At 43.8% G+C, this 23143-nt stretch carries 14 protein-coding genes; all 14 read right to left on the bottom strand.

Going from position 1 to position 23143, the window contains the following annotated elements; translation table 11 throughout:
• Positions 1-3: 3 nt before the first annotated feature.
• The 14 genes from RB622_RS09650 to RB622_RS09585 all read right to left on the bottom strand — a co-directional run bounded on the left by RB622_RS09650 (position 4) and on the right by RB622_RS09585 (position 23009).
• Entirely contained in the window at positions 4-3084 is a 3081-nt protein-coding gene (locus tag RB622_RS09650; protein WP_308046340.1) for a TonB-dependent receptor, read from the bottom strand.
• Positions 3085-3197: 113 nt separating this feature from the next.
• Positions 3198-4808 carry a DUF4127 family protein gene (locus tag RB622_RS09645; protein WP_308046339.1) on the bottom strand — a complete coding sequence of 537 codons (1611 nt, stop codon included), beginning with the start codon at positions 4806-4808 and terminating at the stop codon, positions 3198-3200.
• Complete coding sequence (locus tag RB622_RS09640; protein WP_308046338.1) at positions 4805-6055, bottom strand: sugar MFS transporter; 1251 nt, start codon at positions 6053-6055, stop codon at positions 4805-4807. Before RB622_RS09640 ends, RB622_RS09645 begins: the two co-directional genes overlap by 4 nt.
• 1 nt (position 6056) lies before the next feature.
• A complete protein-coding gene (locus RB622_RS09635) occupies positions 6057-7250 on the bottom strand; it encodes an AGE family epimerase/isomerase (protein ID WP_308046337.1) in 1194 nt (397 codons plus the stop codon).
• A gap of 275 nt (positions 7251-7525) precedes the next feature.
• Positions 7526-8413: an anti-sigma factor gene (locus tag RB622_RS09630; protein WP_308046336.1), complete on the bottom strand. Its 888-nt coding sequence runs from the start codon at positions 8411-8413 to the stop codon at positions 7526-7528.
• On the bottom strand, positions 8410-9120 hold the full coding sequence (locus RB622_RS09625) for a sigma-70 family RNA polymerase sigma factor (RefSeq protein ID WP_308046335.1): 711 nt from the start codon (positions 9118-9120) through the stop codon (positions 8410-8412). Before RB622_RS09625 ends, RB622_RS09630 begins: the two co-directional genes overlap by 4 nt.
• A 214-nt stretch (positions 9121-9334) precedes the next feature.
• A complete protein-coding gene (gene gldF, locus RB622_RS09620) occupies positions 9335-10063 on the bottom strand; it encodes a gliding motility-associated ABC transporter permease subunit GldF (RefSeq protein WP_308046334.1) in 729 nt (242 codons plus the stop codon).
• Between the two features lie 65 nt (positions 10064-10128).
• Complete coding sequence (locus RB622_RS09615; protein ID WP_308046333.1) at positions 10129-10644, bottom strand: DUF4199 domain-containing protein; 516 nt, start codon at positions 10642-10644, stop codon at positions 10129-10131.
• A gap of 56 nt (positions 10645-10700) precedes the next feature.
• The gene (locus RB622_RS09610) at positions 10701-11261 is read right to left on the bottom strand and encodes a DUF4199 domain-containing protein (RefSeq protein WP_308046332.1); all 561 of its coding nucleotides are present in this window, start codon (positions 11259-11261) and stop codon (positions 10701-10703) included.
• 72 nt (positions 11262-11333) lie between these two features.
• Complete coding sequence (locus tag RB622_RS09605) at positions 11334-12617, bottom strand: dihydroorotase (RefSeq protein WP_308046331.1); 1284 nt, start codon at positions 12615-12617, stop codon at positions 11334-11336.
• A 149-nt stretch (positions 12618-12766) separates the two neighbouring features.
• Positions 12767-13147: a glycine cleavage system protein GcvH gene (gcvH, locus tag RB622_RS09600; RefSeq protein ID WP_308046330.1), complete on the bottom strand. Its 381-nt coding sequence runs from the start codon at positions 13145-13147 to the stop codon at positions 12767-12769.
• A 78-nt stretch (positions 13148-13225) separates the two neighbouring features.
• The gene (gene sprA / locus RB622_RS09595) at positions 13226-20410 is read right to left on the bottom strand and encodes a cell surface protein SprA (protein ID WP_308046329.1); all 7185 of its coding nucleotides are present in this window, start codon (positions 20408-20410) and stop codon (positions 13226-13228) included.
• Between the two features lie 109 nt (positions 20411-20519).
• Positions 20520-21110, bottom strand: coding sequence for a Holliday junction branch migration protein RuvA (gene ruvA, locus RB622_RS09590; protein ID WP_308046328.1), 591 nt, complete (start codon positions 21108-21110; stop codon positions 20520-20522).
• Between the two features lie 33 nt (positions 21111-21143).
• Positions 21144-23009, bottom strand: a complete 1866-nt coding sequence (locus tag RB622_RS09585; protein ID WP_308046327.1) for a LysM peptidoglycan-binding domain-containing protein — start codon at positions 23007-23009, stop codon at positions 21144-21146.
• Positions 23010-23143 lie beyond the last annotated feature (134 nt).

Genomic DNA, 23143 nt, shown 5'->3' with positions numbered 1-23143 from the left:
TTCTTAAAACTTAATGTTAATACCCACCGTGTACGTCTTCATGATCGGATAAAACTCTCCGCCAGTATCCCTTTGTTCTGGGTCAAATCCTGGAAAGAACTTGCTCCACGTTATCAGGTTCTGGCCGCTCAAATATATTCTGGCCGACTTAATTTTCACTTTTTCAGTCAGCGTTTTTGGCAAAGTATAACCCAATACCACATTTTTGATACGTAAATAAGAAGCCGATCTCACCCAGTAGGAAGATGTCAGGTAGTTATTAGGAATGCTGTTGGCCGTCAGACGCGGATAAGCTGCGCCGGTATTTTGCGGTGTCCAGAAATCTTCCTGATATTTAAACATAGAGCCCTGGAAGTTGGCTGAATAAAATGGCTGAGAACCGGTTCCCGACAGATAATTATCCTTTTTACCAACACCCTGAAAGAACGCGGTAACATCAAAACCTTTATACTGGGCAGCAAGGTTGAAACTATATTCGTAACGAGGAAAATAATTCCCAAGAATCGTACGGTCGTAGCTATCGATTTTATTATCCGGAACACCATTCGGACCGCTGATATCTTTGTAGCGAATGTCTCCCGCCGCCGTGTTTCCATACTGGAAAGGCGCATTTTTCACCTCCTCAGCCGTTTGGAACAAGCCTTCCGCCTGATAACCGTAGTAAGAATCCAGTGCATAACCTTCCTGCTGGATCGTCGCGCCGTTGATTATTGGCGTGCCACCGTTTTTCAGCACCTTATTTTTAACGTCGGAAATATTAAACTGTACCTGGTAATTGAAATCGCTGATCTTGTCCTTCCAGCCAATCCCCAGTTCCCATCCGTTGTTGCGCATGGAACCTACATTCACAAACGGCGAAGCAAGCCCTACGTAACCCGGGATTGGAACCAGTTGCAACATATCGCTGATATCACGCTGAAAATAGTCAGCCGTCACGGTCAGGCGATTACGCAGCAAAGCAAAATCTGCACCAATATCCAGGATTTTTGAAGTTTCCCATTTGATATTGGGGTTCGCAGCGGTTGTTAGCGCATAACCCGCGTTGGCAACGTTATTGAAATAGTAGTTGTAAGCCGTTCCCGAATAGAAGGTCGAATAGCTCGGGTAATAATCAGGAACGAGATTCCGCATCAAATTCTGATTCCCAAGTGTTCCATAAGATGCACGCAGTTTCGCATCATTAACAACATGACTTATGCCTGACCAGAAATTTTCCTGCGACATTCTCCATCCTCCGGATACCGACGGAAACAATTTCCACCAGTTCTCCTTTCTGAAACGTGAAGAAGCATCCATGCGGCCATTGACTTCAAGCAAATATTTTTCGTTGTAATTGTAGTTCAAACGGCCATATACGGAAACCATCGAATATTTACTGGCCCCACCGCTAATCGTTTGCCCAAGCGGATCTCCGCTGTCAAGATATGGGCGATCAGCAGACAACAGGTTTTGCCGGAAAGTATTCACATTGGAAGTACTGAAATCTTCGGTACTGAAACCGCCCAGAACGGTAAAATTATGTTTCCCGAAAGACTTGTTGAACGTAGCCTGCGCACGGAACAGGTTTTGGGTATTTTCGGCACTATTATCCGAAAGCGAGTTAAGTGCAGGCCAGGGACGGGCCAATACCAAGGTTTTAGTCGACGGATCGGCATTGTAAATTTTGTATTGATCCGTAAAAGTCCTGCCGCGGGTTGTGTAATAATTGGAACTGTAAGTCGCAAGAATTTCCAGTCCTTCGACTGGTTTGTAAGTCAAAGTTCCCTTAATAATTCTTGAATTGGTGATGCTTCTTGCAAAACCACCATCTTCCGCCTGTGCTGCCGGATTGGCGTTAGACCAGCCTTCGCCCCATTCACCACTGTCATAACGCCCTGGCGTTGTTGCCGGAAAACCCAGCATCTGACGAATAATAGACTGCGGTGTAGACTGCCCCGGCCATAAACGGTTTGATTTATTCAAAACAAGATCCATGGATGCAGACAACGTTTTCGTTACTGCAATATCGGTGTTGAAACGAAAATCTGCACGTTTGTAATTTGTATTGGCTGTTAATCCTTTCTGATCCAAAAAACTGCCGGAAGCAAATACCTTGATACGATCCGTCCCGCCCGAAATATTCAGGTTATGGTTTTGCATCATCCCGCTATTGGTCAGCACGAGTTTTTTCCAGTCTGTATTGAAAAGGCTGAAATTATCCGGTCCGTTTTTTTCATAAGCTGCGATCTGCGACGTAAAGGCTGCCGGCAAACCGCTGTTTACCTGGGCAATATCCCAGTATTTCATATGCTCCAGACCATTGACTTTATTGGGCAGATCAGTCGGTTTCTGATCAGAAACATACGCATTATAGCTGATGTTAATCCCATTCGCACCACGTTTCGTCGTGATCAGAATTACCCCGTTTGCAGCACGTGAGCCATAAACGGCCGCAGCGGCAGCGTCCTTTAATACTGAAATACTTTCAATATTATTCGGGTCAATCGCGTCCAGGTTCATCTCCACGTTATCAATCAAAACAAGCGGATTTTGTCCGGCATTAATTGAACCGATCCCACGTATACGTATCGTCCCTCCGTCACCGCCGGGAACCCCTGATTGTTGCGTAATGGTAACACCCGGAGCCGCGCCCTGCAAAGCCAGGGAAGTCGACGCTACCTGACGGTTTGATAATTTTTCGCCGTCAATCACAGAAACTGCACCGGTTAAGTTTACCTTTTTCTGCGTTCCATAACCTACAACGACGAGTTCATTCAGCGTTTTGCTATCCGAAACCAGTGCTATATTAATTTCACCCGGACCGCTAAAAGCGACTTCCTGGCTCACCATGCCCATAAATGAAAACACGACTGTGCCAGAATTCTGTCCTAACGTCAGTTTATAATTTCCTTCTGCATCCGTTGTTGTTCCATTGGAAGTACCTTTGATCACAACAGTTACACCTGGTAACGTCCCTCCTGTACTTTCCGTTACCTTACCGCGTAGATCCTGACTTTGCGCAGCAGCATAATACTGCTGACAAATAGTAATGAGCAACACGAGCCACCAGCTCATGCGCCGTTTTTGCTTGGAAAAATTCTGCATTGGTTAAATAATTGTGGGTTTAATTGAACATAGTCTTCCCGGCCGGTCAAAAGACCGGCGAGGCAATCAGCATTAGGTATTAAAAATTTATAGGGTTTAGGAATAATCTGTATTTACTGAACCTGGCAACGGATATCAAAATCAATGTCCGCTTCAAAAGTGCGGTTCCATGGCAAATCAAAACTCAGATTCACCGGTTTGCCGCATTGTATGTTTTGCTCTAAACTATTGTTTTTCTTAAAATAACCAGACAGAAACGAGTCCATATACTTTTGAAGTAAGCCCAGGCAATAGGATTCGACTTTCTGGTTATCGGCGTCGTTCATGAGTGCTGCACTCGGCAGTTTCTTTCCCGTTAAAAATGTATTTGCTTTGGCCCGCACCAGGTTATGATAATAATAGTCGTCCATCACCCGGTTGATCATAAACCAGTTTTGTGCAGTCCAGATACGACTGGCGATTGTTTTGTTTTTCAAAAATCTGGATTCTGCCAGTGCAAAAACCACGCCGTGCGGAAGGGCCGTGCCTATCGTATTCCCGGCTGTGTTCCAGGAAGCATATCCATTTAAGGATGAAAAAACATTTCGTTTTTCCAGCGCCATAGTAAAGACAGAATCACCTCCCTGCACATCGCCAATTGGATCAATATCGGCTACGATAATTCTTTTACCAGCCTTAATTTTTTGATCAATCTCCGTGGCAAATTTTTCCGCGACACCTGCTTCATGCCTTGATGGATACACATAAAACAAAATATCAGCGGCACTTTCGTTTTCAACTTCCTGCGACCCGGTTGCCTTGATGTGGTGACTTACCGTTTCTGCAAGCGTCCTGTCCTCAAACGGCATGACCTTATTTTTCAGTTTTTCAGAAGAATAAACCGCCTTGATTTTTGGAGCGAATTTGTAATTTTTATTCAAAGCCCTCGCCAAAAGCAACATCGAAACTTCATCCGCACCAGGCTGGATGGCAATTTTTTCTGTTAACCCAAGTACATCACGTGTTTTAATTAAATTCTGTCGGTCGACCAGGTGAACGCCTTTGGGTGACGCATCATCCTGAGATAAGATCAGATAATCGATCAGACCATTTTTAACAAAATCGATCGCTTTTACATTGGTTTTATAGTTTCGCTCCCTCGCGCTTTTGTAATCGGCAAGGACCGCCGCCGGGATATCCTGTTCCAGTTTTGCGACTTCCGCCCTCGTTTTATCATCTGAATCAGGCGATATTTTCGCCCATGTCGCCAGCTTTTCACGATAAGCTTCATTTTTTCCGTCTGCGCTCGGAGCGAGGCGCATAATCACACTTTGACCATAAATTTTCAATTTCGGCGCATTCTTCCGAATTTGTTTCAAAACATCCACGCGGGATAACGCCACAGATGATTCGACATTATGCTTCCGGGACGCAACCAACCCGCCATACGCGATCATATCCAAAACAATAATAGCCGCATCAAAAGATTTCAGGTCCTGTTTCAAGATCCATTCGTTGATTTTTTTAGACTGCCCCGGATCCTGGAAATTTCCCAGTAAAGCCAGGGGCGGCGATATCACCTCCGCATCTCCGATCAGCCCCATTTTCTCCGTCATTTTCAGACATGGCGGACGGGCATCCAACGGGATAAATAAAATCTTTGACGACAGTTTTGTCGTTTTTTGCGCAAAACCGTTTATTACAAAACTTAGTAAGACCAAAGCGAGGACGATGCTCTTTTTCATAAGCTGCTAAATTTCGATTTATAACCGTTCAAACCATAAAACATGATGTAGACGTAACACGCCATCGGAAGCATAAAAGCAACTTTCCAGGTGCTGTTGTCGATCAGTAACCCCTGGCAAAAGGAGATAATGGCCCCGCCCGCAATGGCCGTCGACAGCAATCCGGATGCCTGGGTTGTGTATTTCCCCAAACCATTTACCGCCAGCGAAAAAATGATCGCAAACATGATGGAATTGCATAAACCCACGGCAATCATGCTCCATACCGCCAGATAACCGGTTGTATTGATTGAAACGATTATCAGAATAATCGCCAAAGCAGCGCAAACACTTAACACCGTTGAAGCTTTGATGGATTTCAGTAAAACAGAGCCAATCAGACGTCCCACGAGCATACCGCCCCAATAAAAGGCAACATAATTATTTGCCGCACTTTCAGTAATTTTCAACAGATCAGCAATATAGTTGGTCAGAAAAGTTCCGACAGAAACCTCCGCGCCTACATAAACAAACAGCCCAATGATACCGTAATTAAGGTTTCTGAAAGAGAAAATACCTTTTTTCGAATCACTGGTATTTTCGATAGCCTCGTCTTGCATCTTAATAACGGGCAACGATAACCTACTTACAATCAGCGCAATAATAATCAGCGCGGCAGCGATACCAAGATAAGGATACTTGACGGCGTCACTGGATGCGCTGGATGTCTGCAGCGGCGCAAGAATATAGTAAGCACCAAAAAGCGGTGCCGTTGTCGTTCCGATGGAGCCAACACCCTGAATAAGGGTTAACCTTGAAGAAGCCGTTTTTGCCGGACCTAAAATGGTGATGTAAGGATTGGCCGCAACCTGTAAAAGCACAATCCCGATCGCGACAATAAATAAGGCAGCCAAAAACAAAGCGTACTGGTGCATCACCGCAGCCGGGAAAAATAACAACGCCCCGCAGGCAGCAATCGAAAATCCGAGCACCATTCCTTTCTTATAACCCACTTTCTCCACCACTTTTCCCGCAGGAATGGAAGCAATGCCATAAGTCAGAAAGAAATAAAACTGAACCAGCGAAGATTCCGAATAAGTCAGCGTAAACCCTTTTTTGAAAAAAGGTACGAGCGTATCATTCAGACAGGTAATGAAACCCATCATGAAGTACAACACAGCCAGCGTGATCAGGGCTGGTGTATAATTTTGTTTTTCCTGGCCAATTGGTTCGGAAATTGTCATGTTACTTGCAGGAATTCCAGCCATATTATGAATATTGGACTTCTGATAATTTTTTAGCGACAATGGCTTCCAAAGTTTTCCAGCACTGGTACAGCCCGCGCGGAACGTGAAAACAGCCTTTCCATTTGCCGCCTTTCAAAGGTAACAATACTTCGCCCTGACGGTTCAGATAACCAAACCACTCCGGGTGTTCCTGATCTGCAAAATGCGTCCAGGTATATTCGTGCACTCTTTCGAACCAGGTCCAACATCTTTCATCACCGGTGTGCAGATAACCTTTTAATAAGCTGATTAAGGTTTCTACGTGTACCCACCATAACTTCTGATCCCATTCCAACTGCTGTGGCGGCGCACCTTTGACGTCCAGAAAATAAAATATTCCGCCATGCTGCTTATCCCAGCCGTATTCCAAAATATTCAGCGTGATCTCCATTGCTTTTTGGGCCAGCGCTTTGTTATCCGCCCGTTCTGCCAGGTCCATCAGAAACCACATGGCTTCAATCCCATGACCCGGATTTACCAGGCGGCCTTCAAACGAATCCGAAAAATTTCCGTCGGGCGTTACATTTTCAAGAATAATACCCAGCTCAGGCCGGTAAAACTGGTTCATGATGGTATCAATACCATTTTGAATCGTCGTTTCCACCAGATCGGCATCCAGTAAATGTTCTATTTCAAGTACCAGATTGCAAAGGATCATCGGAAGGGCAAACCCCTGTAACGGGCGCGTTCCTGGAAAACTCTTATTATAGACACCTTTTGAGTTATCTTTTTTGTTTAAAATGCTGTGAAAAGTATCAACGGCAATTTTAGCATGTTCAGGCTCTTGCGTCGCCTTGAATAGCTGACCAAAAGCCATAGAAGCGAAACAATCTGAAAATATATTGTAAGGCTGGGTTAGTGGGATCCCCTCCCGATTCACCGAAAAATACCAGTTACCGTTTTCATCTCGGCCATTTTTTTCAAGAAAGGCCGCGCCCTGTAAAGCAAAATCGAGCCATTCCTGCTTTTTCTCAACTTTGTTATACAACATTGAAAAACACCAGACCTGACGGCACTGCAGCCAGATAAACTTATCCGTGTCAAAAACCTTACCTTCTTTATCAAGACAAGTAAAATATCCTCCAAACGCCTCGTCTCCCGAATGCTGCAACCAGAACGGGATTACGTTGTCCAGTAGTGTGTCTTTGTATAATTTTAGGTAATCGTCAGGTTGCATTGTAATCGAATCTTATTAAAATAACCAATACTTGATATCTTACTTTACTTTGTTTCATGTAAAAAAAGTAAATAATTATTAAGTAGTCAAGTTTTCGACCCAATAATATTCTATAAATTTAACATTTGCAGGAATATGCTATTATAATTATGAAGAAGCGCGGTAAATAATCCTATCGGAAACGAAAAATGCCCTTATTGAAGTCCAGCTTCAACAAGGGCACCCGTACTTTGTTATTTAAAATATTAAGTATCGCAAATTACATCAAAACAATTTCAAACTTCACCCATCACATACATATCTTCCATGGTAGGACTTGGGCTTCCCCCTGTTTTTTCCAGCGTGATCGCAAAGGCAACGGCACCTGGGTTCGCCTGTTTCATTTTCAAGACCTTTTTGGTGAACTCCTGATCCAGGACGCCCATATCAACCGGTTTCCCATCCACGATCGTCCACAACTGATACTGCTTCCCTTCGGGTGCTGCCGGTAGCTTTTGTACATCCAGTAAAACATCATTGGTTTTTGTATCCCATATCGCCGCTACCGAACTTTCAGGAGATTTATCCAGACCGGCCATTCTTACCACCTTCATATCTGGACTTCTATATAAACTGGCTAAGGTTTGGCTATATGCAGCATTTTCTTTTAACAATTCCATGTCCGATTGCATCGCCTCCATACGCAGGACATAATCATCTTTCTCCTTTTTCATGCCAGCGTTCTGCATGGCAGACCAGCCAAACAACACCGCAAAAAGAATAGAAGCAGCCACAGCAAATTTAGCCCATGAAGGATAGATCACCGTGACAGGTTTCTCCTCAGCGCTAAAATCGGTTTCAACCGGCAACTTCTTAATTGTATCATCGTCATTTCCCAGAACAATTTTAACCGGTTCCGTAACATCAGACGCAGCAGATTCAGGTTCTTCTGTAACCTCATCGAAATTCATCTGAGCAAAAAGCATTTCTTTTAAAGAAGCCGGTGGCGGTGTCTGATGTATAAGCGCATACTGCTCCAAAGCGCTTTCTGTGCGCATCAACTCCTCCTTTATCTCGGGATAAATATGAGACATACACTCCACTTCCTGCTTCTCCTGGGGAGAAACGCTGCCCAATACATATTCCTCTAATATACCGGACTCTATGTAGGCTTGGATATTCATACTGCAAAGTATTGTTTTAACTCTTGTAATGCGGTTCGGATTCTGGATTTCACTGTTCCTAGCGGAATCTTCAATTCTTCGGAAATTTCTTCATGGGTATAGCCCTGAAAATAGGCCATATCAATAAGGATCTTTCGTTCGGGCCGAAGCATATTTACGATTGATTTAATTTCGGAACTCGTGGCACTTAATTCTTCACTCGTATCCGGCTCATTCAGAGCGGCACGATCATCGATATCATCCATGACCGGCTTCCTGCCTTCTACACGGGCGGCATCAATTGCACCATTACGGGCAATATTCAGTATCCATGTAAACAATCGTCCTTTTTCCGGATTGTACGAGGCTATGTTTTTCCAGATCTTCAAAAATGATTCTTGCATAACATCCGCAGCCCGTTCCTCATCATGCAATGTTTTGCATATGATATTAAACAATGCCCCGGAGTAGTGATCGTAGAGGAATTCAAAAGCAACCCGCTCATTTCTTTTGAGCGCTGCCACCAGTTCATCTTCCGAATATTTTACTTTGCTAGTCGCCAAGAGTCGCTTAACATTTAATTTAACATTTCTTATTGGCAAGCTAATAAAATTTCCCAAGATCTGGTTAACCGACAAGTATATAAATACCTGCCTTTTACCATCATGCGAAATAATTTCTAACCCGGGCGGTGCGGCCCCAATCGATAAGCTTGATGCATTGACCATCTTAGTGTGCTTTTCATTATATACGTGAAAAGCAGTTTTTTGGATCAATTCGCTCGTTTAAGAATAAACAGAATATGAGAAACATGGAAGAAGAACCGACATAACAGGCCCATGCAGGTACAACCAGGCCTTTTTATTGCCCACATCCGCAATAGCATTTAAAATCAGTGCGTAAAGATCAGTTGTATAATCTTGGTTCGATGATCGGAATTAATTATTTCCGGAGAAGCGCCACGCGCTGGTAGGTCAGATAAAGGAAGAAAACCATCAGACTCAATAAGTAAATAACATTGCGGGAATCGATCAAACCCTTGCCCAGCGCACGGTATTGTTCATCCAGTGCCGTCCATGAGAAAATATCGGCTGCAAAGCCGCTCCCAAGCAGGGAAGAAACAGCCCCAAAACCAATGTACCAGATAAAGGCCAGAAAAACGCCCAGTATAAAAGCGACGATCTGGTTTTCGTTCAGGGACGAGGACCAGATCCCCATGGACACCAAAACCCCGCTAAAAAGAAATAAACCAATGTAAGAGCCAAAAACAGCGGCGGAATCAATATTCCCGGCGGGGTTTCCCAATTTGGAGATACTGTAATAATAAAGTAGCGTGGGCAGGATCGTCAATAACACCAGGATCCAGTTGGCAAAGAATTTCCCCAGGATCAGTTCCCAGTTACGGATTGGTTTTGTCAATAACAATTCAAGTGTGCCCGTCCGGCTTTCTTCTGCAAGCGAGCGCATGGTGATGGCCGGGATTAAAAACAGCAGCACATAAGGTGCCAGGCTAAAAAAAGAGCTCAGGTCGGCATAACCGTAATCCAGCACATTGGAATCCGGAAAAACCCATACGATAAGCCCCACGGCGATCAAAAAGACTGCCATGACCATGTAGGCCACGAGGGAATTAAAAAAACTGCCAATCTCTTTTTGAAAAATTGCAAACACCTTTTGTTATAAAAAAGTAAAATGAAAAACCCTGACCAATCTATACGACTACCGTCTAAAAAACCTTATTCAAAAACCGGCTTTTCGCGGCGCAGCACGGCAGCGATGATCAGCGAAAATATAAAACCAATAAAGAGATATCCAAAAACACCGGCAGCAAACATGATGCCCGGCGAACTGAATTTTTGCGATAACTCCATGTAATGATCAATTTGTGCATCGTCCAGTCCCTGTGCCTCCATATCCGCCCTTGCTTTTTCCAGAATCTGAGCGCTGATCGTTGTATCGATAAACTTGATGTAGAACATCGAAAACATGGAAGCAAAGAAACCTAAAATGGCCGATACCATACTTCCCAAACCTAACCCCTCGCCATAACCCATAAATCCTTTGTTGTTTTCCCGGAACTCTTTCATCGCCAAAATGATACCCGCAATCAATATGCCATAGGACAACATCGCCAGCCATTTGTTTTGAGACTGTCCCGAAATATTGGTAATGGTTGTGTAGATGATGATGGCTACTGAGGTGAGAATTCCGTATTTAACTGCGGTGCGTGCGCTAGAAGCTTGTTCTTCCATAGGTATTGGTTTGCGAGTTTAGGTGAGTATGGGTTTAAAACTGGTTGTTGACAAATTTAGGATTTATTATGAAATACGCCATAGTCTTGCTTCCTGAAAATCAGCGTGATAATCAGAATTGGAATAATTGCCAAGAGAAGCTTTTGGCTGATTTCATTTTTTATAACAATCGAAGGGTCATTATCCCGAACCTCGTTATACAGTTTCATAAATTCCGATTCGCTGAGGTAGCTCAACTGGTCTTTCCGGTTATTGGTTAACAACTCTAAACCGGTGGTAATATAGTCTGCAAATACACTTGGGTCGATGTGTGTAATGAAAAGATAAATCAGCCATCCATTCAAAATCGCAGCGATGCAGGTAATAACATAGCCCATTGTCAGCGCCTCCCAAAGATGTAAAAAACCGTTGCCATATGTTTTTCTATAATACCAGCATGCGCCGGATATCAGAATGATAAATACGCCCATATCAAACGCCCTGATATTGCCAAGTGGCATGATCTTTAATGCATACAATCCGAGAAAAAAAGCAAAAGCAAGAATGCCGGTAATAAGACCAAAAACAAGCGATACTTTTAAAAGTGGCTTGTCAAAATACGCTAATATTGATTTCATGATAAATAATGATAGAATGACAGATTAACAAACCGGAGACCCGGTAAGTTTATCTGTCATTCAGAAATGAACTTAATACCAGTCCAGACGGCTGTTATTGAAAACACCGCGTACGGCGCCTTTTAACTTTTGCCCCAGAAATGGTGTATTTTTTGATTTTGAATACGTTTTATCAAAAACCCATTCGGATTCTGGTTCAAAGAACGTAAGATTGGCCTCCGAACCTGCACCAATAGTAACTTCCGGCAGCCTCAATATATGTCTCGGCTGCGTGGTAAATTTCTCAACAATATCTTCCGTTTTCAGTCCGCTATGCATGACAGCCAGCGAAAACGCGGTTTCCAAGCCTGTGATACCAAAGTCAGCATGATCGAATTCAAGATTCTTGCATTCCTCATCATGCGGATTGTGATCCGATACAATCGCATCAATCGTACCATCCGATAATCCCTGGCGAATTGCCTCATGATCTGAGGACGCACGGAAAGGTGGATTTACTTTGAGGTTTGTATCAAAATCAAGCAGGTCCTTATCTTCGAAAGCAAGCTGATGAGCTGCCACATCGCAGGTCACCGGCAACCCTTTTTTCTTTGCCTCACGAATAAGCTCAACAGCTTCTGTTGTAGAAACCAGCGAAACGTGCAGCATCGGTTGTCCTGTCAGCGGGAACGCAGATTTTTCCAGTGCATATTCCAGCAATTTCAAATCACGGTTCAGCATCATTTCTTCGGCGAGCGATGGCATTCCCTTCATACCAATCAGCGTGCTGGTGACGCCCTCGTGCATCTGGCCAAAAACAGTCAGTTGTTTGTCTTCCGGACGATTCATCAGCAGCGCATTCAGCGGCTGCAAATAAAGAATTGTTTTCAGAAACAAGTCTGCATTCTGCACCGGATGTTCGCCATCTGTAAAAGCAATAGCACCCGCAGTATGCAGATCGATCATTTCGGTAAAATCCACACCCTGTGCTTTTCTGGTAATAGAAGCCGCAACGTGCAACGCAACCAAACCTCCCCGGCCTGAATTTTTGATATAGTTTAATGTATCCTTGCTGTGAACGACCGGTTCAGAATTAGGAAGTAACACGATTTCCGTAAATCCTCCGTGTGCGGCCGCAGTCCGGACCGAATCCAGATCTTCCTTGTGTTCAAAACCAGGATCACGGGACGCTACCCGCATATCAACCCATCCCGGCGACACGCACAATCCGTTCCCTTCTTTTACCAACGCTCCTTCATCAGCCAGGCTGTCGCCTACCTCACTGATTTTTCCATCCCGGATCAATATGTCTTTAATCTGCCCATTGAAAGGCGAATTCTTATCAATGATTCGAACTGATCGAATTAATACTTTCATAAATTGTTGTGACCGCAATACATGAATTTTTTAAGTAAACAAGTGAAAGGAAACAATCCGTCCGCTTTATCCTAATCATTCATTTTTATTAAAACATCATCTTTTTAACAAGCAAAAAAAAAGCTCCCTTCGGAGCTTTAATGCTTTCATCAGGCACCGATGAATTGTTTATAATCTTCAACAGAAAGTAATCCATCCATGTCGTCAGGATTTGCCAAAGTTATTTTAACCATCCAACCGCGTCCGTATGGATCCGCGTTTACCAATTCAGGTTCGCTATCCAACTCGTCGTTCACTTCCGTTACCGTTCCTGCAACAGGAATAAACAAATCAGAAACTGTTTTCACAGCTTCAACTGAGCCAAAGACCTCCCCTTTTTCGAGTGAATCCCCAACTGTATTAATATCTACATACACGATATCACCCAATTCTTTCTGAGCGTGATCTGTAATTCCGATAAATGCCGTATCTCCTTCAATACGGATCCATTCGTGATCTTCTGTGTACTTTAGTTCTGAAGGGAAATTCATGATATAATTAGAGTAAGTTTTGAAACGTATTTCAGACGCAAATTACAGGATGTACTTTGTATTTTCCAAATCGAAATTTTATTCTGCCAGATTGAACTTCAACTGAACGCCGCCGGAAGTACTTGAACGATAAAACGAATTGGACACCAACGGGTCGTTAAATGTTTTGTCAAAGTAGAACTGGCAGCTTAGCCGGTTGTTGATAACATAGTTGATCGTTGGGTGCAGCTGGAAGTTGATGTTACCGGCAATAGGAATGTTTTCCCCGTCAAACTTGCGCTGAATGTGGCGCGTATCACGGAAAGTCAAACCCAGCTGCATGGTCATATCATTTTTCAGTTTTTTCTTCACACCATTAATCTTAAACGGTAGCGGAACATTATTTTTTGTAAAACCAATGTTCACCGTCAAATCCTGATTAAAGAGTTCAGCAACCTGAGCGTTCGAGAGATTCAGCGCTACCGTTCTGTCGCGGTTGTAGTCGATACTTCCCGTAATCCGGCTTTGTGTACGGAAATTCACCCCAACCAACGGAGCAAATTTCTCCGACAGCGTAATCGTACTCATCGAAAATACCGGTACATATTGTCCCAGATAGTTTGTCTTGGACGACAATGGATAGCCCGTCACCGCAAGGTTCACATACAAGGCTTCGTAATCCAGATTCGACGTAAAGTTACCAACACTGTAGGTTGACACATATTTATGCTTCACCGTGAAACTACTGAACAATCTTTTAAACGCAGGAATTTTTGACAACCCGTCATAATTGATATCCCAGTTGGGCATCGGGAATTTCAGGAACGGATTGGTACGAACCGTCTTCGGATCTTTTCCCGTGTAAGCTGCAAAGAATGACGAGATCAGCACATCCTGAGAATTTTCGTTGTACTCTCCACCGCTGCCGTTTTCGGCATTCAACCGATCACGCAAGACGGCTCGATAAGACCTGAACTTATCAAAAACCGGTGAAGAATTATCCTTTCTGATCTTGGCAAAAGCCGTTCTGAACGACATGAACGACATGCTAAACTGGCCATTGCGCAGCGGATTCTGATGCGCATAATTACCCGTTGAATCCGGTCTGTAAAATTCCTGATAGGCGTCCTGTCTTGTCAACCTCACTTCAATCTGCATCCTGAAATCCTTGAAAGGTTCCAGAGAAGTGTTGGCTGCAAAATTCTTGGCAATCGTTTGCTGGAACGGCTGATTCTGTTCCTTGCTTTTTGTAATCCATCCGTTGGCGGCAGCCTTCGTCTGGAAGTTCCTGTCTTGCTGCCCAAGTACAAAACCCAGACCAGGTGCGTTGGCGTTATCCAGTCCAAAATATTTTGGCGCACGCAAATATCCCGGAAGTGCCGTGGTTTCCTGAATCGAGTAACTGACATTGATTCCACGTACGGTCATCAGCACACGGGTCAGATTTTTCAAAATATCCGTTGAGCGCATATCAATATCTTCGATATCACCCGGACTACGTGTAAAGTTCTTACGCTGCGCCGAAGGGGTGTTCGCAAATTTCAGATAACGCAGCTTGTTGTAAAGCATTACAAAATCGACTTTCCCCGTCACACCTCTTTCCCGGCTGTTCCGGATAATATCGCCAAAAGGCAGACTATCGGCATCCATCAATCCGAAAGCATTGGCCTGATAATTGTATCCGATCGCATGTGAATAGTCAGCAGTCATCCAGTCCAGCGCCGGAATTTTATCCAGTGGCAAACGGTAGGTCAGCTTAATTTTCTGATCGAAGTTTTTGATACGCCCCAGCTTTTTAAAGTTACTCCAGAGCGAGTCTTTCTTTTGTGAATTATTCAAATCACCCTGCGGTTCATCAATGATCGCATTGGCCGACGCATTGTACATCAGGGTCATATTTTTGGTTAGATTCCAGCCAAAATCGTAATAGCGGTTAAACCAGAAATATTTTTCAAACATCGGCGTCATGCCTTCCGTCGTAAGGTCAGAATTCCGAAGCTGTGTTCTTGCAAACCGGCGGTCAACATCGGCTCTCACAGACACCATATTGGGCAGAAGTGTCAAATTGAAATCTCTGATAAATTCAGCGTAACGGTTTGTTGCCTGCATCTTTTTGAAGGGCTCAAATGGTTTCGGCTGACTGCTGTATATGTAAGAAATCCCACCCTTATACATCCGCTGAGAATATTCCTGTGTTAGGATATTGCGTCGGGTATCGTCACTGAAAGCATAGGTAAAGGAGAAATTTTCAAAATCATAGAAATGATTTCGAGCTCCCGGTTTTGTCTTAATTTTCCGGACATTGGAGAAGTTAATCCCGCGTCGCACGGCATTTTCTTCAACGAGTCGCCGGTAACCATCTCTTTCTTCATCCGAGCGCAGATTACTTAAAGAAGTTGACAAAGGCGTGTCCGGATCAAGCGGATCAAAATGTGGTTTAACGTTCCGGCGATCATAACTTAAAAACAACGGAATACTGAATCCCCACTGCTGCGGCAACAACTTGTCAACGGCAATGTTGGAAGAAAAACCATATTCCGTGCTCAGGTTTCTTGAACGTTCCCCGATGCGTTGCTGCACACTGCCAAATCCGAAAGTTTCAAGTCGCCCGGAAGCCGTAACCGTAGCAAAATCTGCAAGTTTTGCATTAAGCTGCGCAATCGCTGCAAATCCGCCTGTTTCGTCAAAACCTTCCGCATGCATTTCGTCGGTCCAGATACAGAAGGTTTTCGCCCGTTCGTCCTTAGATTTCGGGTTGCGCATACCGATCATCATCACCCGCACTGCACTTAAATCAGGATTCCCGACTACAGTGATCTTATACCTTCCATCTGCTGTTGTAATGGTGTACGGCACGCTCTGATTTTTATCAATGGCTTTATTTCTTTCCGATTTTGCCCGAATCAAATCAGCCAGTGCAATATTCAATTCATTGTTTTCAGGCCAGATCTCTTCCCGTATCGTAACATTCTCCCGCGTGGATTGTAAACCTGAAATATCAATTTCGTAATAGTTTTGTGTAAGATCCGTACCCAGTCTCATGAACGCACCGACCATGCCGTTTTCATTGTCGTCGTTCTGCATGTGGATGTACATACGCAGACGTTTACGGAACAAAAGGTCAAGATTGACATTTTTAAAAACAGCTCTTGAATCACCATCACGAAGGTTTGTCACGCAAAGACTCATGGATTGTTCGTTCAACTGCAAACTCGGTCTTTGCGTAAAATCCTGATCACGTTCCCACCCCGGAGGCAGCTGATAAACATATTTCTTGGCCTCTGCATTCAGCGAGCTTGCTGCCTGTCCGTTTTCTTCAATACTTACAGTTCCCACTGTAAATTTAGCGTCATAAGGCTCAGGAACTTCCTGTAATCCGCCCGCATCTAAGTTATAAGTGTATTTACGATACTGCTGACCAATCATCTGAAGCTGCGCAAAACGAAGCACTACCGGCTGTTGAAAATCCGCCAGATACATCCGCATAAAACGAATGGATTTGAAGCCATTGATTGTTCCAACCTGTCCGGTAAATTCCTTGATTGGCACACGGAACAGATACCAATTCTGTGTTTCACCGTTCTCGCTTTTTGTAACGGTCTGATCCACGACAAAGCCGTTTCCAACTTTAATCTGATCAGGTTTCAAATCTATCGAATATTCGTAGTAAGCTTCATTGTCGTTGATGGTATTATCCACATTCATATCTTCGCCATCCGGTATGCTGCTTGAAGCAGGTGTCACCGTCGCCGAATTCCCGGCACTTTCGGGAGAGTTATTTTCCATCCCGATATAATCTTTGTAACGCGCAAGGATTTTCAAATCGGCAAGATCCTGTTCTTCTCCGAGGAAGTATTTAAAATCATCTCCTGATGGATCCGCCATGATTTTAGCCTTGGCTTCCGCCGTCATATTAGCCGGCAAACGATCCAGATAGCTTTTAAAGAAAGCTCTTTCCTCTTCATTGCTTAACCCATCCAAACCAACGTCCTGCTTCTGGCGGGCTCCTGCTTCATTGCTGAAAGCATTGATCAGATATTGCGACTTTGTAACCTGTCCCCAAACCGTCTGCTCAACATTTTCACCAACGACCTTATTCGTTAGAGGTAGTCCATTTTCAAAATTGTAGCGTTCGTCAGGAATCACATCTTCTGAGATATCTCCCAAATTGAAAACAAGTTTACCACCGGTTGTGTTGTTGGTTTCATTTCCAGGGCCAGACCCGTCACGCACAATTCCGTTTTTACCTTTCACAAAAGGATCGAGCATCCAGAACTCGATGCTTTCGATGTTGGCATTGTCAAAATCATTATCCGATGTGATAGCTCTGCTCAAACCACCAAAATTCTGCCTTGGATTTTTCAGGCGTCCATTGACATCCAGATCCGTATTATAGTTATAAATACCGCGTTCCGTAGGATAATACGCAATATCCAATACATTTTGCGGGTAGTTAATTAACCCGGAAACCGATCTGTTGGGGAAAATATCTCTGGGCAGGTATAATTTTTCGTATACATTCTGGCGGTCTTCGTCGGTGATATTGCCAGGAGATTGGGCACTTCCGCCCAAGCCAGCCGAACCTCCAAAAAGGTTATCAATCACATAGGCTGAAATTTTAGCTCTTTTAAAACCATAGTCCAAAGTTTTACCATCAAAACCCTGACGGTATGCTGCCGGTACGGTAGAAAGTCTCCATTTTTGCGGCTGACGGGCTAAATCATAAACGGTACGTGTCGATTCAAAATCATCGATCAGAGATCTGTTATTTACTTCTTTTGAAACACCAGGGAATAGTTTCGCGAACTCAGCCTTAAACTGAATGCTCGACATTTCCTTGGTTTGCAAAAAAGGCAACTTATCCAACCATCTCGTCAGAAAAGGCACATTTTTACGAATGTTGATATTAAAACCAAGCATCGTGTTATTAACCGGCTCATTTCCTAAGGCAACACGGGTTAAAAATCCAGCGGGTTTCTCCCGATAGCGAATGGCAGTCATTCCCAGACTGATATCCCTGTTCACAACATAATCCAAATGTGTACCCAGGAGTGTACGAATCTGGTTCTGGAACATATCCGGGCGCTCATACTCGATTACGATTTCACGTCCCGAATTCATGACACTGCTGTTCAATATACGCACACGACCAATCTGCGCTTCCACGATATAATCAGAGCCTGCCGCCAACGGAACACCTCCGGAAGTTACCGTTACTGATGTTTCCAAAACACCATAAGGCAAGGAAACTTCCGCTCCGCCGCTCGACTGATAAGACCCTTTGATATAAAATTTGTTATGCTCCGTTACTTGCTGCGCATCGATCATTGTCGTGCGATACAGCTCGTCAAATACATATTTTTTGCGGTAAGTATCCTCTGAAATCCGGGCGTTCAGGTTAGATCCGAAAGGTTCCAACACTGGGAAGAAAACGCGGCCGCTTTTGGTATCGATCGTTACGTTTTCAACAAAGTCAAAATTACCGTCCGGCTGTAAATCGTTCACCGGGTTCAGCCGGTCAAGGCCCATGACACGGATTAACGGGATATTGGCCAGGTTACTTTCCTGCAAATTAGGATTGTCAATCCCGGTAAGGTCATCTTTATAAATTACTCTCAGCTGAAAACCTGTCTTGTCAATGGAGCTCGTTCCCAATGAATACACGTTTTTCATCATCAGATCCCACATTGGCAACTTTGTATTGTTCCTGATCGTGGATGATTTGATCAATTTCAAAGCGATAACCTCGTCATCCTTCCGGTTTTGGTAATCTTCGGTGAGTTCCCCGACTTTGTAAGATCTGCCATTATAAGTATACTCGTAAGCAACTGCAAGAATCTCGTCATTTCTCAACGGCGTTGTTAAAGAAATATATCCCAATTGCGAATGATAGGTATATTCCCGCTCTTGCACCAGTCTTTTCGCCCCTCTCAACAATTCATAGTCCACGGTTTTTTCAAATCCAAAACCCGTAACGGAGGAATTGGTATTGTCAACCTGACGAAAACCAGGGTTATCGGTTAGCTTTTTATACAAACCGTTCGTGGCATTATCCGCCGGCTGATTGGACCTGATAGGCTGAAGACTTGGATTTCCCGTTTGATGCGGCGTTGGCTCGCCCAAATCCGTGAACCCAACCACATTACGTAAAGATTCCGTCGTGGTTGTTCTATTGGTAACATACACCTCCATCCGCGTAATGGTAACACCGGATGTGATCTGAGGGGTATTTTTTAAAGCGCTTTCATATTTGCTGCGAAAATACTGCGAAAGGAAAAAGTTCCGGTTTTCGTCGTAATTATCAACCCGTATTTCAAACTCCCGATTTTGGGCACCGCCACGCAAAACGATCCTTTCCTTACTGGAACGCTGCTGCGAAGCGACAAACGTTGCACTTAACCTTCCGAACTGGAAATCCGTTTTTAAACCGAACAGGTTTTGAACACCCGGAATAAGCTGACTATTGATCGCCCAGTTGATATTACCGGCCTCTACTTTTCTTAAAAAACTCTCTTCCGGATTTTTATAATTAAGCTTTAAAGCATTTTCAAAGTTAAAACTTGCCTTCGTATCAAAGTTGGTAAGAAAGCCCAGTCTGTCGCCAAGATTTGCATTGAAGTTGATACTGATCTGCTCATTAAAAATGAAATTGGTATTACTTCTCTGACGGATCGGAAGGGCAGGATTGTCAATAAACTGGTGCATCACACCAAGGTCAAGCGCGACGAAACCGGTTGGCTTGAAGTCGAGGAAATTATCTCCCAGAATTTTTGAAAGCGCTGGCGGAACGTCCAGCTTGGGTAAAAGTCCACGTGCCCCCATAGCGCTTTTGCCATCTTGTCTGGACGAATATTCTCGCAAAAGACTCTTGAAAGCGCGGTCCTCCGATTCCTTGTCATAGGTTTCCATGTCCATTGTTTCAGGCGCACGAAAATCCAGATTCCCGTTAGGTGTCTGGATATCCTCTGTGACAGCAATTTTACCGCTGCTGTCCAATAAGATATGGGTGGAAATATTGGCCGGATCCTTTAAATAAAAAGGAGAACGAGGTCTGGGCTGCGCAAATTTGTTGGAATAATAATCTTTCCAACGCATGATCAGCTGATTTCCTGAACGATCAACATTTTTACGTGTTGTGTCGCCGAGCGTATCGGCTAAAATCGCCCAGTCTGCAAAAGCTTCCGCAGTTGATTCTTTTTGATCCACAGAAGCAGTTGCCAGCAGCAATGCTCCGGATGAAATCGTAATAGCCTTAAAGAGGGATGAGTAAACCGTTGATGACAAAGCTATATACTTTATTTATAGAGGGTTCCTGCCATGATCACTGTCAACATATCCAATGTAACAATATAGATCTTTTCCATATTCCTGAACAACCATTATTTAATTATGACTAGCGAAGTGCCAATTTAATCAATTGCTCGACAGTTATCGCATATCCCTCACGTTTGATAATAGCATCCACGCTTTTTTCGGCTGTGGCTTTTGGAATACCCAGCGTAACCAAAGCAGCCAAAGCTTCGCTTTTCAAGGCACCATTCGAACTGCCCGTCGTTTTCACACCGGTCGTAAGCATTGCATCTTTGCGCATTTTATCACTTAATTCCAGAATAACCCTTTGCGCTGTTTTTAATCCAATGCCTTTAATAGACTGAATTAAACGCAAATCCTCGTCGATGATACCCTGGCGGATCTCCGGCGACGAGAGCGAAGAAAGCATAACCAAAGCGGTAGAAGGTCCCACGCCGGAAATGCTTATCAAATCTAAAAATAGTTTCTTTTCATCACTTTCCAAAAAACCGAAAAGCACGTGGGCATCCTCGCGTATATTCAGATAAGTAACGAGTTTACACCGCTTCCCGACCTCGGGCATTGCCGTGTAGGTCTGTAATGAAATACGAACTTCATAACCCAGTCCCTGAACATCAATAACGGCAAATGCAGGATCTTTATAAGTCACTGTTCCGTCAACGTAGGCAATCATATGTTTATAGTATGTGCGTTAATTACAACTTGTCTAGCTTGATACAATCAGCTTCATACCTGGCTTGATCTCGTTTCCTCTGATCTTATTTGCCCGTTTAAGATAATCAATAGGCAATCCATAACGTTGGGAGATATTCCATAGCGTATCACCATGCTGAACGGTGTGGTAACGCATTTTAATATGTCTTGATTTTCTTTGTTCTTCTTTTTCCGTTCTTGCCAGGTCGTCTTTTTCAACTTTCGCAGAGGCAACCAGCGTAGTCGGTACGGTCACCTTAACATCTTTGTAAACGACCAGTTTCTGTCCTTTGCGGATGGCGCTTCTACGGATGCCATTCCATTTTCTCAGCTCAGCAATCTCAACACCATATTTCCTCGAAATCGATTCCAGCGTTTCTCCTCCCTTAACGGTGTGTGAAGATTTTTTGGATTTGATTTTTGTAACACTTGCCACTTCCTGCACCTCTTCTCCACTTTCTTCCGCCGCTTCATTGACGGTTGTCAAAGCTACTTTGCCCAGTGAGTCGTTTGTAACAGGCTCTTTTACTGCTTTACGTGAAGCTACCAAAGCCGGTTTTACTGTCACTTTAACATTTTTGTAAACAACCAGTCGCTGGCCTCTCTGAAGAGCATTTCTACGAATGCGGTTCCATTTTTTCAGTTCTGCAACCCTGACATCATATTTTCTCGAAATCGACTGAAGGGTTTCTCCTCTCTTAACCGTATGCGAAGATTTTTTGGATTGGATTTTCGTAATACCCGCGTCCTCAAATTCTTCCCCGTCCCCGTCAACATAGGCGTAAGGGAACGCGCCGTTTCTAAACGAATCAGCCTTCGCGCTGTCAAGTTTCGCCAATACCAAACCGGATGGCAGGAACCGCCGGGTGCAGGAATCCATGATAATATTCCTGTTGCTAACCAGATAAGTATATTTTACACTTGGTACTTTCAAAACAAAATCACGCGTCTGATCCGGAAGTATTGTTTTGGTCAGCTGTGGATTCAGCTTCGTCAGTTCCTCAAAATCAATTCCGCTTTGCTGACAGAACGTAGTCAGGTTAATGTACCCATTCACATGAATCGTGTCGTTTGGAATCTGATATTCCATATTCTGCGCGTATACGCCATGGTCATTACCGTAATTCATCATGTAGTTCATCGCTACATATTGCGGCACGTAAGACCTTGTTTCTTTCGGAAGTACGTTATAAATGGTCCAGAAAGTGGTTCCGCGCGAACGGCGCATGGCACGTTTTACATTACCAGGACCTGTGTTATAGGAAGCGAGGGCAAGTTCCCAGTCTCCAAAAATATTATAAAGCTGTTTCAGATATCTGCAAGCCGCTTCGGTCGCTTTTACCGGCTCAAAACGTTCGTCAATGTAGCTATCCTGATACAATCCGAATTCACGGCCCGTCGCTGGCATAAACTGCCAAAGACCACCCGCTCTAACTCTTGATAATGCCGTAGGATTGAGCCCTGATTCGATCATCGACAGGTATTTAAGCTCCGTCGGAAGGCCGTATTTTTGAAGTGTTTTTTCAAATAGGGGGAAGTACAATGGCATTTTTTCCATCATACTGATTGTAAACTTCGTCTTTTTATAGATAAAGTATTCAACAAACTCGTGCGACGATTTATGATACGTCAGGGGGATTGATTTTTCCAGTTTGGCGAAACGTTCACGGAGCAACTCTTCCGGAATTGCAGGTGTTAAACCGATCTCCTCAACATTTGGGAGTGCCGGAATTTCAGAATTCCCGTCAGCTTCTGCTGCGATTCCGAGCGTATCCGGACCAATTTCTAATTTCTCTCTTTGTATTGTCGCCATAACCGGCGAATTCCACAATCCTGCACACACGGCTCCAAGCCACAATACTCTTTTTGAAATCTTCATTAATTAATGCTTTTTGATGGGTTAATCAATTCCTGTTATCAAATAGTCAATGTCTGATGATGAATACTTTTTTATAAAATGACATACTATTTATAATTTCCATCGCAAGTATTTCCGGAAATTATTTATTTAGG

Source organism: Dyadobacter sp. LHD-138 (assembly GCF_030929615.1).
Taxonomy (GTDB): Bacteria; Bacteroidota; Bacteroidia; order Cytophagales; family Spirosomataceae; genus Dyadobacter.
Note: the sequence above shows the minus strand (reverse complement) of the source record. Positions and strands in the feature narration are given on the sequence as shown.

Coding starts and splice junctions, on each gene's coding strand:
- RB622_RS09650 (WP_308046340.1), bottom strand. CDS start 3,084: ATGCAGAATTTTTCCAAGCAAAAACGGCGCATGAGCTGGTGGCTCGTG.
- ruvA (WP_308046328.1), bottom strand. CDS start 21,110: ATGATTGCCTACGTTGACGGAACAGTGACTTATAAAGATCCTGCATTT.
- RB622_RS09605 (WP_308046331.1), bottom strand. CDS start 12,617: ATGAAAGTATTAATTCGATCAGTTCGAATCATTGATAAGAATTCGCCT.
- gcvH (WP_308046330.1), bottom strand. CDS start 13,147: ATGAATTTCCCTTCAGAACTAAAGTACACAGAAGATCACGAATGGATC.
- RB622_RS09640 (WP_308046338.1), bottom strand. CDS start 6,055: ATGGCTGGAATTCCTGCAAGTAACATGACAATTTCCGAACCAATTGGC.
- RB622_RS09585 (WP_308046327.1), bottom strand. CDS start 23,009: ATGAAGATTTCAAAAAGAGTATTGTGGCTTGGAGCCGTGTGTGCAGGA.
- RB622_RS09625 (WP_308046335.1), bottom strand. CDS start 9,120: ATGGTCAATGCATCAAGCTTATCGATTGGGGCCGCACCGCCCGGGTTA.
- RB622_RS09610 (WP_308046332.1), bottom strand. CDS start 11,261: ATGAAATCAATATTAGCGTATTTTGACAAGCCACTTTTAAAAGTATCG.
- RB622_RS09645 (WP_308046339.1), bottom strand. CDS start 4,808: ATGAAAAAGAGCATCGTCCTCGCTTTGGTCTTACTAAGTTTTGTAATA.
- RB622_RS09615 (WP_308046333.1), bottom strand. CDS start 10,644: ATGGAAGAACAAGCTTCTAGCGCACGCACCGCAGTTAAATACGGAATT.
- RB622_RS09630 (WP_308046336.1), bottom strand. CDS start 8,413: ATGAATATCCAAGCCTACATAGAGTCCGGTATATTAGAGGAATATGTA.
- RB622_RS09635 (WP_308046337.1), bottom strand. CDS start 7,250: ATGCAACCTGACGATTACCTAAAATTATACAAAGACACACTACTGGAC.